Here is a 16,296-nt window from a genome sequence, read left to right on the forward strand (position 1 = left end):
CCGGCGCGTGGGAGCCCCAGGAAAAGAGCACATTAATACCGTTTGTCACTAATACGCAGGCGTCCTTTCTCCGCCGTGTTGAAAAGAGAACGCCGCCCCTTCTACAATGAGCGATCCCGCTTCTCCCCTCCGTCACCGCACCGGCACACCATCTCCCCGAAGAGAGGGCATCGGTCCGTTGACGAACACACGGCTGTACGGCACCACACCCGCCACCGGACGCGACGGCCTCTGGGCCGCGCTGCGCGAACGCCACGGACCCGTGGCACCGGTCGAACTGGAGCCCGGCGTACGGGCCTGGCTTCTGCTGGGCTACCACGAGAACCTGGCGGTGTTACAGAACCAGCACCTCTTCTCACGCGACACCCGCCGCTGGCGCGAGGTGGCGGAGGGGCGCGTCGACCTCTCCTGCGCCCGGCCCGCGCTGTCCTGGCGCCCCAACGCCCTGTACGCCGACGGGGCCGAGCACACCCGGCTGCGCTCGGCCATCGCGGACAGCCTGGCCAGGGTGGACCTGAACGCCACCGCCCGCACGATCCGGCGGATCGCCGACGAGCTCGTCGACTCCTTCGTCGCCGACGGCAGGGCCGACCTCATCTCCGAGTACGCCAACCCCCTGCCCGTGCTCGTGGTCAACAGCCTGTACGGGCTCTCCGACAGCTACGGGTACATGCTGGGCGACCTCACGTCCATCGTCTTCAGCGAGAACGCCGAACGCGCAGAGGACGCCGTCGGCCGCATCCACCAGTACTTCTCCGAACTGGTGGCCCGCAAGCGCAGGATCCCGGGCCAGGACCTGGTGTCGTGGATGCTGGAGCACCCCGCGGGGCTGAGCGACCACGAGGTCGCGCACCAGGCCGCGCTCATCAACAATTCGAGCCACCAGACCACCACACACCTCATCGGCAACACGATGCGCACCCTGTTCACCGACGAGGCGGTCCGCACCGCCTACACGGACGCGCAGATGACCGTGCACGAACTGCTCGACCACGTGATGTGGACCGACACGCCCTTCCAGATCCTGCCCGCCCGCATCGCCCTCCAGGACATGCGCATCGGCGGCGTCGACATCCGTGCGGGCGACGCCCTGCTGATCGGCTTCGACGCCGCCCACCGTGATCCGACCGTCCGCTGCGAACAGGCGGGGGGCAGCCGGGCCCACCTGATGTTCGGCGCCGGACCGCACGCCTGTCCGGCCCGCGAGCTGGCCCGGCTGACCGCCACGATCGCGGTCACCACGCTCCAGGAGCGCCTGGGCGGGCTCCGGCTCGCCGTGGAGCCCGAGGACCTGCGCTGGACCCCGTCGCCGTTCCTGCGGGGGCTGCGCGAACTCCCGGTGGCCTTCACCCCGGGCGAACCCGTCGCCCTCGGCCCCCGGGAGGGCTCCGGAAGGGGCGGCTCCGGAGGGGACGGGCAGTCGGAGGCGGGGGCGCGGTCGGGGGGGCGGGCCCACGACGACGAGGGCCACGAGGACGACCTCCTCAGCCGTCTGCTCGCCTGGTGGCGCGGGCGGAGTTGACCCTGCCGCAGCGTCAACTCCTAGTGTCGGTGGTGCGGGCGCGGGGCGTGCGCCCCGCGCCCCGCACGGCCGACACGGGCGGCGCCGGTGGCGGGCCCGCGAGAACAACGGACCGGGGGCGGCCCCGCCGCCGGAGAGCAGACGGGACGGGCGCCTCACGTGGAGTGGACCATCCAGCAGGTCGCGGCCAGCGCCGGTGTCACCAGCCGGACCCTGCGCCACTACGACGACATCGGGCTCCTGCCCCCCTCCAGGGTCGGCGGCAACGGCTACCGGTACTACGACGCGGCCGCGGTGGCCCGGCTCCAGCGCGTCCTCCTGCTGCGGGACCTCGGCCTGAGCCTGCCCGTCATCGCGGAAGTGCTGGACCGCGAGCGGGACGAGGAGGCGGCCCTGCGCGACCACATCGGACTCCTGGAGGCCGAGCGCGACCGCTTGGACCGGCGGATCAGGTCCGTGCGGCGCACCCTCGACGCACGGCGCTCCGGCAGGGACGGCTCCCTGGAGATGATGCTGGAGGGGTTCAACGACCCCTACCGGGACGGGGTCGTCTCCCGCTGGGGGGAGCGCGCCTTCCTGGAGAGCAACGCCTGGTGGCACGGTAAGAGCCTGCGCCAGCAGAGGGACTGGAAGCAGGACACAGACCGGTTGGTCGCCGCGTGGGTCGCGGCCTGGGAGGACGGTGTGTCCCCCGTGTCGGACCGCGCGCAGGCTCTGGCCGCCCGGCACGTGGAGTGGCTCCGCCGGATCCCGGGGACGCCGGTGGCGGAGGGGAACCGCGAGCGCTCCGTCGAGCTCGTGTGCGACCTGGGCCGCGTCTACGTGGAGGACCCGGACTACGAGGGCCTCTACGGGAGCGCGGAGGGAGCCGCGTTCGTCCGCGACTCCCTCCGCGAGTACGCCCGGTCCATGTGAGGCCCGGCCCCTCGGCCGGCGCCCGTGCGCGGGATCCCCGGACACGGGCGGGTCGGCCGGTGCGCCGCGGGAGCTCCGGCCCGCGGACGGCACTGGGTGCGGGCCCGGCGCGCCTTCGCGGTGACGCGCTAACCGGCGCCCATCGCCCGGATCGGTCCGGCCAGCTCCCGCTCGAAGAAGCCGAAGAACCCCTCCGGATCGGGTCCGGCGTTGATCAGGCACAGGTGGTCGAACCCGGCGGAGGCGAACTCCCGCACCACCTCCAGGTGCCGGTCCGGGTCCGGCCCGTACGCGAAGACGTCGCGCATCGCGTCCCTGTCGATCAGGGCGGTGGCCGCCTCGAAGTTCACCGGGTTGGGCAGCTCGGCCTGCACCTTCCACCCGGTGAGCGCGAAGCGGAACAGCTCGTGCGCCGACTCCAGGGCAGCGTCCTCGTTGCCCGCCCACGCCAGCGGCACCTCGGCGTAGCGGGGGCCGGAGCCGCCGTTGTCCTCGTAGGCCCGGTTGAGCTCCCTGCTCGGCTCGGTGCAGAACAGGCCGTCACCCGCCTCGGCGGCCAGCAGGGCGGCCTGCTCGCCGCCCGCGGCCACGACGATCGGCGGCGCCTCCTCGGGCAGGTCGAAGACCCGGGCGTCCTCTAGGGTCAGGTACCTGCCGTCGTAGGAGTGGTAGCCGCCCGACCACAGCAGGCGGATGATCTGGATCGCCTCGCGCAGCATCTCGTGGCGCCGGGTGGCGTTGGGCCACCCCTGGCCCACCACGTGCTCGTTGAGGCGCTCCCCCGCCCCCAGACCGAGCGTGAACCGCCCCTCGGACAGGATGGCCGTGGTGGCCGCCGCCTGGGCGACGATCGCCGGGTGCACCCGCAGGATCGGGCAGGTGACACCGGTGGCCAGCTCGACGCTGTCGGTGCGTTCGGCGATGGCGGCGAGCATCGACCACACGAACCCGGAGTGGCCGTGGCTGTACAGCCACGGGTGGAAGTGGTCGCTGATCTCCACGAAGTCGAACCCGGCCTGTTCGGCGCGGACCGCCTGCTCCACGATCTCGCGGGGCCCGAAACCCTCGGCGAAGAGCTTGTAGCCCACCTTCATCTCGTCTTCTCTCCCTTCGTTACGCCTTCGCTCCGTGCCGGTCGTCCCGTACCCGACGCCCCGGCCGTTCCCCGTCGGGCGGACCCGTCGGGCGGGCCCCGTCAGGCGGGCACGGACGCCGTCGGCCGGTCCCAGAACCGGTGCTCGCCCAGCAGCCTCGTGAACTCGGCGACACCCGCCTCCCCCGCGTCCGGCGCGGCGACCACGCCCAGCTCCACCCGCAGGGCGTCCACGGGCCCGGCCAGCTCCTCCGGCAGCGGCGGGGCGAGCAGCTCCGTCCCCGCGCCGACCGCGGCAACCGGCTTGTGGTGCTTGTACGCCTCCAGCACGAAGTGCCGCGCGAGCCCGTCGCCCGCCAGCGTCCGGGCGGCGTCGGGGCCGCCGGTCACCACGACCGCGTCGTAGAGCACCGAGGAGACGGTCGAGTAGGCCCGGTCGACGGTGACGACGCCGCCCCGCGAGGTCCGGACCGAGCCGTCGGCGGCCGCGAGGAGTTCGACCACGGCCCCCGCCCCGATCAGGGGTTCGCGGAACGCGTCGACGGCGGCCTCGTCCACCCCGTCCGCGACCAGGACGGCCACCTTGCGGCCGACGACGGAGCCGAACGCGGTGTTGAGCTGGCTCAGGGCGGGCGAGGAGCGGCCGTGGTTGGGCGTGGCCTCCCGCTCCGGCGGCTCGACGCCGATCCCCTCCGCGACCCGGACGGACAGCCGGTGGTCCACGTGGTTGAGGTTGGTCACCACCCGCTGGCGCACCTCCAGCTCCTCGCACTTGCCCAGCTCGAAGCGGAAGGCCTCCACCACGTGCTCGCGCTCCCACCCGGCGAGGCTGTTGTAGAAGAGCGTGGCCTGCGAGTAGTGGTCGGCGAAGCTCTCGCTGCGGACCCGGATCTTGTCGCCCTCGACCTTCTCCGTGTAGTGGCGGTAGACGCCCTCCCCGTGCGCCAGGGCCGGGCAGCCCCCGCCCAGGCTGTTGGGGTGGTAGGAGGTCCCGCCCCGGTGCACGCGGTGCTGGGCGAAGCCGTCCCGCTGGTTGTTGCTCACCGGGGCCACCGGTCGGTTGACGGGGATCTGCTGGAAGTTGGAGCCGCCCAGGCGCAGCAGCTGCGTGTCCAGGTAGGAGAAGTTGCGGGCCTGGAGCAGCGGGTCGTTGGTGAAGTCGATGCCCGGGACCACGTTGGCGGTGTGGAAGGCCACCTGCTCCGTCTCCGCGAAGAAGTTGTCCGGGTTCCGGTTCAGGGTCAGCTTTCCGATCGGGCGGACCGGGACCTGCTCCTCGGGGATGATCTTGGTGGCGTCCAGCAGGTCGAAGTCGAAGGCGTGCTCGTCCTCCTCCGGCACCAGCTGCACGCCCAGCTCCCACTCGGGGTACTGGCCGCGCTCGATGGCCTCCCACAGGTCGCGCCGGTTGAAGTCGGGGTCCTTGCCCTGGACGCGCTGCGCCTCGTCCCAGACCAGCGAGTGCGTGCCGAGCAGGGGCCGCCAGTGGAACTTGACGAAGGTGCCCCGGCCCTCGGCGCTGACGAACCGGAACGTGTGGACGCCGAAGCCCTGCATCGTCCGGTAGCTGCGCGGGATCGCCCGGTCCGACATCAGCCACATCATCATGTGCGTGGTCTCGGGCTGAAGGCCCACGAAGTCCCAGAGGGTGTCGTGCGCGGACTGCGCCTGGGGGATCTCGTTGTGGGGCTCGGGCTTGACCGCGTGGACGAAGTCGGGGAACTTGATGCCGTCCTGGATGAAGAAGACCGGCATGTTGTTGCCGACGAGGTCGTAGTTGCCCTCCTCGGTGTAGAACTTCACCGCGAACCCGCGCACGTCGCGCACCGTGTCGGCGGATCCGCGCGACCCGGCGACCGTGGAGAAGCGGACGAAGACCGGCGTGGTGACGTCGGGGCCGCTCAGGAAGTGGGCCGCCGTCAGATCGGAGAGCCCCTCGTAGGGACGGAAGTGGCCGTAGGCGCCCGCGCCGCGCGCGTGCACCACCCGTTCGGGGATGCGCTCGTGGTCGAAGTGGGTGATCTTCTCCCGGGCGTGGAAGTCCTCCAGCAGTGTCGGGCCGCGCGCCCCGGCCCGGAGCGAGTTGTCGGTGTCGCCCACCCGGACACCGGTCTCGGTGGTCAGGGGCTGGTCGGAGTCGGTCCTGGCCGCGTCGAGCTGGCGGTCCTTGCCGTCGCGCCCGTCGCTTCCCCCACGTCCTTCAGTGCTCACAGCAGGCCTCCGTCGATCTGCGGGTACCACGTGCCGAGGTCTCCCTCCGGTTCCTCCTGACCGACGCCCGTTCGGGGCAAACGTGGTTGACCGCCTTTTGGAGCGGCGTTCACCGCGGTGCCGTCCGGGCCGGGACCGACCCGCGCCGGGACCGAGTCAGCGGGGGCGAACGGGGTAGGGGCGGGCACGCGGAAAGACGGCCCGGGCTCGCCCGGGCGCACAGCGCGGGACGCCCCGGACCGGTTCCGGGCCGGGCCCGCGGAACCGAGACGACAGGGGGAGACGACCATGTCCGAGACTTCGCCTCCGGCGCAGAGCCAGCCCTACCCCGGCCGGACCGAGCCGATGGATCCGCAGCCCAGGGACGAGATGCGCGACTACGAGGGCCGCGGCCTGCTGAAGGGGAAGCGCGCGCTGATCACCGGGGCCGACTCCGGGATCGGCCGCGCCGTCGCCGTGGCCTTCGCCAAGGAGGGGGCGGACGTCGTCTTCGGCTACCTCAGCGAGGACGCCGACGCCCAGCACACGGTGGGGTTGGTCCAGGAGCAGGGGCGCAAGGCGGTGGGCGTACGCGGCGACCTGGCCGACGAGTCCTTCTGCACCCACCTGGTGAACCGCGCGGTCGAGGAGCTGGGCGGGATCGACATCCTGGTCGAGCACGCCGCGACACAGGCGCCGGTGGACGACTTCACCGACCTGAGCACCGAGCAGCTGCGCCGTACGTTCGACGTCAACGTGATGGGGGTGTTCTGGACCGTCCGCGAGGCGCTGGAGCACATCCCCGAGGGCGGTTCGATCATCATCACGGGGTCCATCAACGGCCTGCGCGGCAACAAGTCGCTGATCGACTACGCGTCCAGCAAGGCCGCGGTGATGAACCTGTCGCACTCGCTGGCGCAGACGCTCATGGACCGGGGCATCCGGGTCAACTGCGTGGCGCCCGGGCCGGTGTGGACGCCGCTCATCCCCTCCACGCTCGGGGAGAAGGGCGCGGAGGGCTTCGGCCGGCAGTCGCCCATGGGCCGGGCCGCGGACCCGGACGAGATCGCACCCTCCTACGTCTTCTTCGCCAGCGGACGGCTGTCGTCGTACTACACCGGCGAGACCCTGGCCCCGACCGGCGGGGAGATCCAGGCGAGCTGAGCCGGGGAGGAGGGGGCGGGCCGCGGTCCCCGCCCCCTCCCCGCACGCGCCCTCACGGCGTGAGCCCTCATGGCGGGCGCCTCCCCGGCGCAGCAAGAAGCCCCTCCCGGACGGAGCTCGGGAGGGGCTGTCTGGGGTGGGCCGACGGCGTGTCCGGCCGGGGCGGTGTCAGGAGCGGGCCTTGGCGGTGCGCCGGTCGTTCTCCTTGCGCAGCGCCTCGACCAATTGGTCCTTGTTCATGTTCGAACGCCCCTGGACGCCGAGCTTCTTCGCCTGCTCGTAGAGGTGCTCCTTGCTGGCGTTGGCGTCCACTCCCCCGGCGGTCTTCTTGTCCTTGCCACGGCCGCGCGCGGCCTTGGGGTTGGACGCCTGCTCGTCTGAGGGGCCCGAGCGCTGCTTGGGCACCCAGCGGTCGCCCTGCTTCTCGAACTCGTGCTTGACCGCCGCGAAGGCGACGCGGTGTGCGCGCTCGCCGTCCCCGTACTCCTCCACAGCGGAGTCGTGCGCCTTGATCCAGGTGCGCTGGGCCTTCTTCGGAGACCGCTGGAGGGTCGACGGAAGTTCGCTTGCACCGGGCATGGTCCTCACTCCCTCGTCGTGCGCCTACACGGTTCGCCTGCCCGGGAAGGGAGCGGCAAAACACCGCGACCCACCGGCGCGTCGGGGCGTCGGGGCGTCGGGGCCAGGAGCGCCGGTGACACGGGAGCACCACGAGCGCACCCGGGTCACCGGGTGAGCGCACGCCCCCTTCTCCCCCCGCGAGCTGGGCTCCGTCACTACTGGTGATTCAACGGATGCACGTTTACCGAAACGACACCATAGTGAACCCACGGCCAAAGGGAGCCGGTCACCCGACTCCCTCCCTCCTCCACCGGGAGGCGGGACGGCCACCGCCGACCACCGCGGGTACCCGTTCGGTTACCTTACGGTAATGTCGGCTTCCCCCCACGGGAGACCCTTGGTCCGCGTACACCGCGAGGTGCGCGGATTCCCGCTGCACGAGAAAAAGGAAAAGCCGTGCGAACATACCCCCTTTCCCCCGAAGAGACCGACGGCGCGCAGCGCGGCCCCCGCTCCCGCGTGGCCCGGTTCGCCGCCCGCGCGGGTATGACCCTGGCGCTCACCGCCGGGCTGACCGGCGTCGTCGTCGCCCCGGCCCAGGCCGCCAACCCGTACGAGCGCGGCCCCGCGCCGACCGAGTCGAGCGTCACCGCCGAGGAGGGTTACTTCGACACCGACGAAGAGAGCGTGTCCTCGCTGGTGAGCGGGTTCGGCGGCGGCACGATCTACCACCCCACCGACACCAGCGAGGGAACGTTCGGCGGCGTCGTCGTCGCGCCCGGCTACACGGCGAGCCAGTCCTCGATGGCGTGGATGGGCCACCGGATCGCCTCGCAGGGCTTCGTGGTGTTCACGATCGACACCAACACCCGCTACGACCAGCCCGACAGCCGGGGACGCCAGATCGAGGCAGCCCTGGACTACCTGGTCGACGACAGCGACGTGTCCGACCGGGTGGACGGCGACCGCCTGGCCGTGATGGGCCACTCGATGGGCGGCGGCGGCACACTCGCGGCCGCCGAGGACCGGCCGGAGCTGCGCGCGGCGATCCCGCTGACCCCCTGGCACCTCCAGAAGGACTGGTCGGATGTCGACGTGCCCACGATGATCATCGGCGCGGAGAACGACAGCATCGCGTCGGTGAGCTCGCACTCCATCCCGTTCTACGAGAGCCTGGACGGCGACCTGGAGCGCGCCTACCTGGAGTTGGAGGGCGCGAGCCACTTCGCCCCCAACCTCTCCAACACGATCATCGCCAGGTACAGCATCTCCTGGCTCAAGCGCTTCGTCGACGAGGACGAGCGCTACGAGCAGTTCCTGTGCCCGCCGCCCGACACCGGGTTCTTCTCCGACTTCTCGGACTACAGGGACTCCTGCCCGCACATCACCTGACCCCGCACCGGCGACGCGGGGCCGCTCCGGTCCCGCGTCGTCCGGAACGGCAGCCTCCGGAACAACAGTCTCAGGAACAGCGACACGGCGGCGGCTCGGTGGACGCTCTCCCGGGCCGCCGCCCCGTGTGTCCGGGCGTGGGAGGCCGGCCGTCCTCACCGACGAGCAGGGACGGGGATACCGTCCGCGGGCTCCGTCCAACGCCCTGGTCGCGGGTGGTGGCCGGAGGTGGCGGCGCCTGCTGCCGCGAGGTGGTGCGGGAGGGCGACCAACGCCTGAGGTTGTGGGGTGGTGGGGCTTTGCTGCGTTGGCACCAAAGGCGGCGGGAGTGGCGGGCCTGGGGCAGCGCGACCGGCCCCTGTGGCGGGGGTGGGCGACGGTGGCAGCGACGACGGCTGGCGGCAGGGCCCGGGCCGCCTGGCGGGCGCGGGCATGCCGGGGCCCGGCCCGGCCGGGGTCACTCCCGGGGCGGTGGCACCAGAATTCTGTCGGGCGGATGGTCTCGTCCCCACCCGTGTCCCTGCTGTTGGTGTGTGCGCAGTTCGCGTTGGTACTTGGCCCGGTTATGCGGCCCGCACAGCGGTTGCAGGTTCGCCACCACCGTGCGCCCGCCCCGAGAGAAGGAGGTGACATGGTCGGCCTGGCAGAGGGCCACCGGAACTTCGCACCCGCCCGGGTGGGCGCAGGTGGTGTGCCCGTGGAAGGCGGCGGTGCGCTGGCGGGCTGAGGCCAGGCGGCGGCTGTGGCTCACGTCCAGGACCTGCCCGGTGGGCGGGGCGGTGAGCATCCGCACCACCTCAGAGTCGGCGGCCAACTCGTGCACCACCCCGACCGGTACCACCCGTCCGCGCTCGTCCAGCGCCGGAACTTCCTGGCCTTGGGTGTCCAGGTAGGTCTGCACCGGCACCACGATGCGGATCTGCGCCAACGCAGCGGGGGCGTTGGCGCATCCGGTGTGGGTGGTGGCGAAACGCAGCGCCGCGATGAGCGCGTCATGCTCCCGCTGCGACCGCGACCGGGTGTCCTCGTCCGAGGGTGGGGTGGTGAAGGTGTCGATGGCCGCGCGCACGATCAACGCATCCCCACTGCCGCCCCACGCTTGGAGCTGGTAGCTGCCCTGGAACGTGTCATGCACGACCAGGCCACGCGAGGCGTGAGCGGCCTCGTGGTCGCGGTCCAGGCGGTGGGGGTCCAAACGGTGCGCGACCTGGCGGGCCACTGACTGAAGTTGGTTGACCGACAACGCAGGCCGCTCCTGCTTGGCCGCCACCAGAGCGGACTCGAAGCCCTGCCGGTACTGCGCCTGATCGGGGAAATGCTCGGCGTCGCGGGTCTGGACGGCCTTGTCGGTGACTTTGGCGATCACCACCGCCTCACCCAACCCCACCACGCCCGTCTCCACCGCTTCCACCGTGGCGGGCAAGGTCTCCTCGTGCACATGCTGGGCCAGCCGCGCCAAATCCTTGGCCTGGGAGGTGGGCAACTTGCCGTGGTGCACCAACCACTTGTCCAACGTGCTGTAGCCGCTGTAGCGGGCCACCGCACCCCGCGCGTACAAACGCGCCATCCGCGCCAGAGCCTGGTAGCGGATCTGGTCCAGTTGCGCCCACAGCGCCGCGATCTCCTCAGCCGCACTCTCGTCCGCCCCGGGCGGCACGTCGGCGTTCAACGCGTGGTCGATGATCTCGCGCGCACCGGCCAGCGCGGCCACGGCCGGGGAACATTCCCCGGGGGCCGCCTCGGGCGCTGCGGTCATCGTCTCCATACTTCTTATTATAGGCCGCCGATCGCCCTTTCTCTACTATTCACAGCATCAATTGCCGACTTTCTTTCTGGAGGATGCTTTTGCCTCATGGTCTGCAATGGGGTCGGGTTAAAAGGTGCCCGAAAAGGTGCGCCCAGAATGCCATATTGACCTCGGCGATGTCGCCCCCCGACCACAGGGGCCAGGATCGTTGCCCGAGGCCGGAGGGCCTGCTGGCCGTTGGTGCCGACGCAGCAGAGCCCGACCACCCCCACACCCCGGGCGTTGGTCGCCCTCCGGTAGCCGCTCCCGCCTTTGGTGCCGCTTTTCGTCGGTCGCCCACGCCCCCACCCGGCGCCCGCCGTTCCCCGCTGCCCGTACCCTTTCGCGGCAGCTGGCGCGCTTTCGTTGCCGCCAGAAACCCCCAACAGGAATAGCGTAGGGAGGGGCCCTGTGGACGGCCCCTCCCTACCCCTCAATCCATTACCGTTATTGAACGAAGAGCGTTCCAGGGCATGCCAAAACACCTACTGGGTGGGATCCCCCCTATTTCCAGCAAACCATCACCGCACCACCCACGACCAGCCCCAAATCCCACCTGTGGAAAACGCAGCCCTACGGAGACCACCGCCTCGCGGGGACCACCGCTCTCCGAACCCATCCGGACTCATCTGAACCCATCCGGACTCATCTGAACCCGTCCGAACACATCCGAACACCTCCGAACCCATCCGAACTCAGTCGTGGAAGACCAGCTCGTCCGGACCGAGGGCCGTGAAGTCGGCCTCCTCGATGGGGCCGCCCTCGCGGTCGGTCACACGCGGTTCCTGGACCATGTCGATGCTGCCGCCCGACTCGTACCGGACGACGTAGACGCCCTGGTGACCGCCGTGGTCACCGTCGCCTGAGGCGAAGGGGACGGGGCTGGGCCCCTGCCACTCCTGGGACTCCAGGGCGTCGACGAGCGACTGGCGGGTGAGGTCCTCGCCCGCCGACCTGAGCGCCTGGGCGAACATGACGGCCTGGGTCATGCCGAAGACGTGCGTGTTGGTGATCGTGCCGCCCTCGCCGTACTCCTCGTACACGTCGATGAAGAACCGGGCCCACACGTCGTCCTCGTCCTCCACGCGCGGCATGTAGCTCGTGATGAGCATGCCGTCGAGGAACTCGTCGGCGGGCACGCCCTCGGCGTCGGTGTCCTGCGTGAACTCCGCCAGCAGCCCCTGGAGGGTGGCGGTGTCGCCGCCGATGCTGGAGACCACCCACTGGGGTTCGTAGCCGATGCTGGCCGCCTCCAGCATGCCGAGCGCGACGAACGCCGGGATGCAGGAGCACACGACCACCTCGGCCCCGGTGCGCTCCAGTTCGGCGATCTGGGCGCTGAGGTCGGGCACCTCGGACTCGTAGTGCTCCCGGGCCACGACCTCGTCGCCGAGGTACTGGTCGAGCCCGGCCTGGGAGTCCTCGCCGACGTCGTCGTTCTGGAACAGGTAGCCGACGCCCCGGTCGGGGAAGTTCGCCGCGATGTACTCGCCCTGGATCTTCGCCTCCTTGGTGTAGTCGGTCTGCCAGCCGTAGGTCAGGGGGTGCTCGTCGGGGTTGTTCCACGCCAGGGCGCCCGAGGACGGGAAGACGTCGGGCACGCCCTCCTCGTTGAGGTAGTCGAGGACGCTGCTGTGCGTGGGCGTTCCCAGACCGCCCACCATCGCGAAGATCTCGTCCTCGATGACCAACTGCCGTGTCACGTCGATCGTCCGCGCGGGGTCGTAGGCGTCGTCCTCGACCCGGTAGTCGATCTCGCGGCCGTTCACGCCGCCCTGGGCGTTGACGTACTCGAACACGGCGCGGGCGCCCTGGGAGACCGCGAGGTAGCCGGGGGCCGCGGGTCCGGTCAGGGGCTGGTGGGAGCCGATGACGACGGCGTCGTCGGTGACACCGGTGGAGAGGTTCAGGTCGACCTCGGAGCCCTCGGTGACCTCACCGGCGCCGGTGCAGGCGGTCGCCAGCATCGTCAGGGCCAGGGAGGCCGCCAGGGCGGCCCGGGTTCCGCTGCGGTTGCGCATGGGGTTCTCCTTCTCGGGGGGGTGGGGGTGGAGCGGTGCCGGGCGGGCGGGCGCCCCGGCACCGGCTAGCGGGGTCCGGACCCGGCGGGTCCGAGGCGTGTGGCCAGGCGTTGGAGCGCGCCGTGGATTCCCAGGGGCCAGAAGCGCAGGACGAGGATGAGGACCACGCCGAAGAACACGATCGGGAGGTTGTTCTCCGCGTCGCGGCTCAGGCCCAGGGTTCCGGCCAGGTCGGAGACCCAGACCTCCAGGTAGACGACGGCGACCGCGGCCCACAGCGCGCCCCACAGGCTGCCGATGCCGCCCAGGACGAGGGCCGCGAGCAGGGTCAGCGACAGCGCGAGGGTGAAGGTGCTGGGGGTCGCGGTGCCGAGCACGTAGGCCTGGAGGCCGCCCGCGAGGCCGCCGGCCGCCGAGGCGATGACGAACGCGACCACCTTCGTCGTGCCGACCGGGATCCCGGCCATGGCGGCCGCGGTCTCGTCGTCGCGGATGGCGCGCATGCGGCGGCCCAGGCGGCCGGTGGAGACGGTGGCCAGGACGGCCAGACCGAGCACCACGGCGGTCCACACCACCAGGGCCTTCCACTCGCTGTCGGTGACCAGGCCCTGGAGGAGGGGCGGCGCGCCCGCGGTGCGGATGTTGAGGCCGTTGCTGCCGCCGAGGACCTCGTGGTAGCGGTGGGTCAGCCCGGGCAGGCCGACGGCGAGGATGAGGGTGGCCCCCGCCAGGTAGGGGCCGTGCAGGCGTGCCGTGGCGGCGCCGACCGCGATCCCGGCGACGGCGGAGACCCCCACGATGAGCAGCAGGTTCACCGTCAGGGGGAGCAGCGGCTGGTACAGGACCAGCAGCGCCATCGTGTAGGCGCCGATCATCATGAACGCGCCGTGGCCGAGGGACACCTGGCCGCTGCCGCCGACGAGCAGTTGCAGCCCGGCGACGGCCAGCATGGTGTAGCCGACGGCGGCCACGCGCAGCGCGGTGAGGTCTCCGGTGGCCAGCAGCAGCGCGGTGACGGCGGCGAGGCCGAGCGCGGCCAGGAGCAGGTGGCGCAGCGGCGCGGGCAGGGCGCGCCACCGGCCGCCGGAGGAGGCGGCGGACGGGTTCGGGGTGTGGGGGGCGGTGGCGCGCTGCGCGCGCTGCCGGGTGGGTGAGGGCATCGCTACACCTTTCGCGCGGCCGGGCGGGACAGGATGCCGTCGGGGCGAACGCTCAGCACCGCGACGACGATGACGAGGGCGGCGAGGGTGGCCAGTTCGGGCCCGGCGTAACCGGACACGTAGGACATCCCGAGGCCGATGAGCATCCCCCCGAGGACGGCGCCGAACGGGTTGTCCAGACCGCCGATGACGGCGGCGGTGATGCCGTAGACGAACACGACGTCGAACACGTTCGGCGAGATGAACGGCGGTCCGGCGAGCATGCCCGCCAGGGCGCCGATGAAGGAGGCGATCGCCCACCCCGCGGTGAGCATCAGGCCCACCCGCACGCCGCTGAGCCGGGCGGCCTCGGGGTGGAAGGCGGCGGCGCGCATGCGCAGGCCCAGCGGGGTGAACCGGTACAGGGCGAACAGCAGCAGCGCGACGGCCCCGACCGACACCAGGGCGAACACGTTGGCGGGCGAGAAGCGGCCCACGTAGCTGAACGCGTAGCCGAACCCGTGCTGCTCGTTACCCCAGACCATCCCGACCAGCCCCTGGACGACCAGGAGGAGGCCGAGGGTGACGATGATGGCGTTGAGCTGGGAGACGCGGGCGATGGGCCGGATGACGAACCGCTCGACCAGCGCGCCCGCGGCCAGGCCCGCGGTGAGCGCGGCGGCGAAGCCGAGCCAGTACGAGCCGGTGATCTGGGTGACGGTGTAGGCCGTGTAGACCGCGACCAGGGCGAGCGCGGGCTGGGCGAAGTTCACCAGGCGGGTGGCCTGGTAGATGATCACCAGGGACAGCGCCAGCGCCGCGTAGGCCGCCCCGGAGGCCAGCCCGTTGAGGGTCAGGTTGATGAAGTGGGTCATGCGGGGACTCCTCTAAAAGCCCAGGTAGGCGTGGCGCGTGCGGTCGTCGGAGAGCAGGTCGGCGGAGGCGCCCCCGACCGCGACGCGTCCCTGGTTGAGGACGAACCCGGTCTCGGTGACCGACAGCGCCCCGGCCGCGTTCTGCTCGACCAGGACGACGGTGAGCCCGGTGCGGTCGCGCAGGTCGCGCAGGAGGGTGAAGATCTGCCTGGTGACCAGGGGCGCCAGGCCCAGCGAGGGCTCGTCCAGCAGCAGCACCCGGGGCCTGGCCATGAGGGCGCGGCCGATGGCGAGCATCTGGCGCTCGCCCCCGGAGAGGGTGCTGGCGGGTCTGCCGCGCCGCTCGGCCAGGGGCGGGAAGAGCTCCAGGACCTCGCCCATGGCGGAGTCGCGGCGGCGGTCGGAACGCCACAGCCCGCCCAGGCGCAGGTTCTCCTCGACGGTGAGTTCGACGATGACGCCGCCGCCCTCGGGGACGTGGGCGAGGCCGCGGGTGATGACCTTCTCGGCGGGCAGGCGGGTGATGTCCTCGCCGTCGAGCAGGACGCGCCCGGAGGCGGCCGGGTGGAGGCCGGTGAGGGTGCGCAGCAGGGTGGTCTTGCCCGCGCCGTTGGCGCCGAGGACGGCGCACACGCCCTTGGCGGGGACGGTGAGGGACACGCGGTCCAGGGCGCGGACGGCTCCGTAGGAGGCGCTGAGCTCCTCGACGGACAGCAGGGGCGGGGCGGTCATCGGGCGGCTCCGTTCGCGTCGCCGGGACCGGCGCCGGGGGTGTCGGTGGGGGCGGCGGCGTCCCGGGCCAGGGTCCCCGTGTCCCGGCCGGGTGCGTCCGCTGGGGCCGCCGCGTTCCGGGCGGGGGCGTCCGCGGGGGTGCCGAGGTAGGCCTGGGTGACGAGGGGGTCGGCCTGGACCTCGGCGGGGGTGCCGGTGGAGATGACCCGGCCGAAGTTCAACACGACGATGTGGTCGCAGACCCGCATGACCAGGTCCATGTGGTGCTCGACGAGGACGACGGCCATGTCCCGCCTGAAGCCGCGGATCCGGTCGGCGAGGGCGTCGATCTGCGCCCCCGACAGTCCGCTGGCGGGTTCGTCGAGCAGGAGGAGTTCGGGTTCGCCCACGCAGGCGCGCGCGAGGGCGACCTGCTTCTGCACGCCGTAGGGCAGGGTGGCGGGCAGCCGGTGGGCGTGCTCGGCGACCCCGAAGCGCTCCAGGGCGGCCAGGGCCCGCCCGCGCAGCTCCCGTTCGTCGCGGTGGTGCCGTCCCAGGCCGCTGAGCAGTGAGAACGGGCCTCCGGAGGCGAGGCGGTCGGCCCCGGCGACGACGTTGTCCAGGACCGTCATCATCGGGAAGAGGTTGAGGCCCTGGAAGGTCCGGGCGATGCCCGCGCGGGCGAGGTGGTGGGGGCGGCGGCCGGGCGGCGGGGCGCCCTTCCAGGTGATGGTCCCGGCGGTGGGGCGCAGGACGCCGGACAGGACGTTGAACAGGGTGGTCTTGCCCGCTCCGTTGGGGCCGATGAGGCCGACCACGGACCCGGGTGCGACCCGGAGTCCGACGTCGTCGAGCGCGGTGAGGCCCCCGAAGCGCACGGTCACCCCGTCAGCGCTCAGGAGGTGCTCCGTTGCGGTCGTCGTCATT

At 71.8% G+C, this 16,296-nt stretch carries 13 protein-coding genes; 4 read left to right on the forward strand and 9 right to left on the reverse strand.

All coding sequences use genetic code 11. The features are described from left to right. Positions 1 to 178: 178 nt before the first annotated feature. Together AC0VX6_RS27265 and AC0VX6_RS27270 are read left to right on the forward strand one after the other, a co-directional pair. On the forward strand, positions 179 to 1,522 hold the full coding sequence (locus tag AC0VX6_RS27265) for a cytochrome P450 family protein (protein WP_274975333.1): 1,344 nt from the start codon (positions 179 to 181) through the stop codon (positions 1,520 to 1,522). A gap of 159 nt (positions 1,523 to 1,681) precedes the next feature. Continuing rightward, a complete protein-coding gene (locus tag AC0VX6_RS27270; protein ID WP_475466767.1) occupies positions 1,682 to 2,437 on the forward strand; it encodes a MerR family transcriptional regulator in 756 nt (251 codons plus the stop codon). A gap of 128 nt (positions 2,438 to 2,565) precedes the next feature. Here the strand turns inward: AC0VX6_RS27270 and AC0VX6_RS27275 are convergent, their stop codons facing one another. Further along, positions 2,566 to 3,531: a TIGR03557 family F420-dependent LLM class oxidoreductase gene (locus AC0VX6_RS27275; RefSeq protein WP_274975335.1), complete on the reverse strand. Its 966-nt coding sequence runs from the start codon at positions 3,529 to 3,531 to the stop codon at positions 2,566 to 2,568. A gap of 101 nt (positions 3,532 to 3,632) precedes the next feature. Then, positions 3,633 to 5,741, reverse strand: coding sequence for a catalase (locus tag AC0VX6_RS27280; protein ID WP_475466769.1), 2,109 nt, complete (start codon positions 5,739 to 5,741; stop codon positions 3,633 to 3,635). A 288-nt stretch (positions 5,742 to 6,029) separates the two neighbouring features. On the opposite strand from AC0VX6_RS27280, the gene AC0VX6_RS27285 reads away from it, so the two are divergent. Further along, the gene (locus AC0VX6_RS27285; protein WP_475466770.1) at positions 6,030 to 6,884 is read left to right on the forward strand and encodes an SDR family oxidoreductase; all 855 of its coding nucleotides are present in this window, start codon (positions 6,030 to 6,032) and stop codon (positions 6,882 to 6,884) included. A 168-nt stretch (positions 6,885 to 7,052) separates the two neighbouring features. On the opposite strand, the gene AC0VX6_RS27290 is transcribed toward AC0VX6_RS27285, so the two are convergent. Further along, positions 7,053 to 7,463 (reverse strand): ChaB family protein, encoded by a 411-nt coding sequence (locus AC0VX6_RS27290; RefSeq protein ID WP_274975338.1) that lies wholly within the window; start codon positions 7,461 to 7,463, stop codon positions 7,053 to 7,055. 438 nt (positions 7,464 to 7,901) lie between these two features. Here AC0VX6_RS27290 and AC0VX6_RS27295 point away from each other — a divergent pair, with 438 nt between their 5' ends. Then, complete coding sequence (locus AC0VX6_RS27295) at positions 7,902 to 8,837, forward strand: alpha/beta hydrolase family protein (RefSeq protein WP_274975339.1); 936 nt, start codon at positions 7,902 to 7,904, stop codon at positions 8,835 to 8,837. A gap of 457 nt (positions 8,838 to 9,294) precedes the next feature. Here AC0VX6_RS27295 and AC0VX6_RS27300 read toward each other — a convergent pair whose 3' ends face one another. The 6 genes from AC0VX6_RS27300 to AC0VX6_RS27325 form a co-directional block, all read right to left on the reverse strand. Next, on the reverse strand, positions 9,295 to 10,593 hold the full coding sequence (locus AC0VX6_RS27300; RefSeq protein WP_475469454.1) for an HNH endonuclease signature motif containing protein: 1,299 nt from the start codon (positions 10,591 to 10,593) through the stop codon (positions 9,295 to 9,297). 725 nt (positions 10,594 to 11,318) lie between these two features. After that, on the reverse strand, positions 11,319 to 12,644 hold the full coding sequence (locus AC0VX6_RS27305) for an ABC transporter substrate-binding protein (RefSeq protein WP_475466771.1): 1,326 nt from the start codon (positions 12,642 to 12,644) through the stop codon (positions 11,319 to 11,321). 65 nt (positions 12,645 to 12,709) lie between these two features. After that, positions 12,710 to 13,804, reverse strand: a complete 1,095-nt coding sequence (locus tag AC0VX6_RS27310) for a branched-chain amino acid ABC transporter permease (protein ID WP_475466772.1) — start codon at positions 13,802 to 13,804, stop codon at positions 12,710 to 12,712. Between the two features lie 2 nt (positions 13,805 to 13,806). Continuing rightward, complete coding sequence (locus AC0VX6_RS27315) at positions 13,807 to 14,658, reverse strand: branched-chain amino acid ABC transporter permease (protein WP_274975342.1); 852 nt, start codon at positions 14,656 to 14,658, stop codon at positions 13,807 to 13,809. A gap of 12 nt (positions 14,659 to 14,670) precedes the next feature. Beyond that, entirely contained in the window at positions 14,671 to 15,390 is a 720-nt protein-coding gene (locus AC0VX6_RS27320) for an ABC transporter ATP-binding protein (protein WP_212642283.1), read from the reverse strand. After that, on the reverse strand, positions 15,387 to 16,295 hold the full coding sequence (locus AC0VX6_RS27325) for an ABC transporter ATP-binding protein (RefSeq protein WP_475466774.1): 909 nt from the start codon (positions 16,293 to 16,295) through the stop codon (positions 15,387 to 15,389). Before AC0VX6_RS27325 ends, AC0VX6_RS27320 begins: the two co-directional genes overlap by 4 nt. Position 16,296 lies beyond the last annotated feature (1 nt).

This window comes from Nocardiopsis sp. iso_25, from assembly GCF_056173305.1.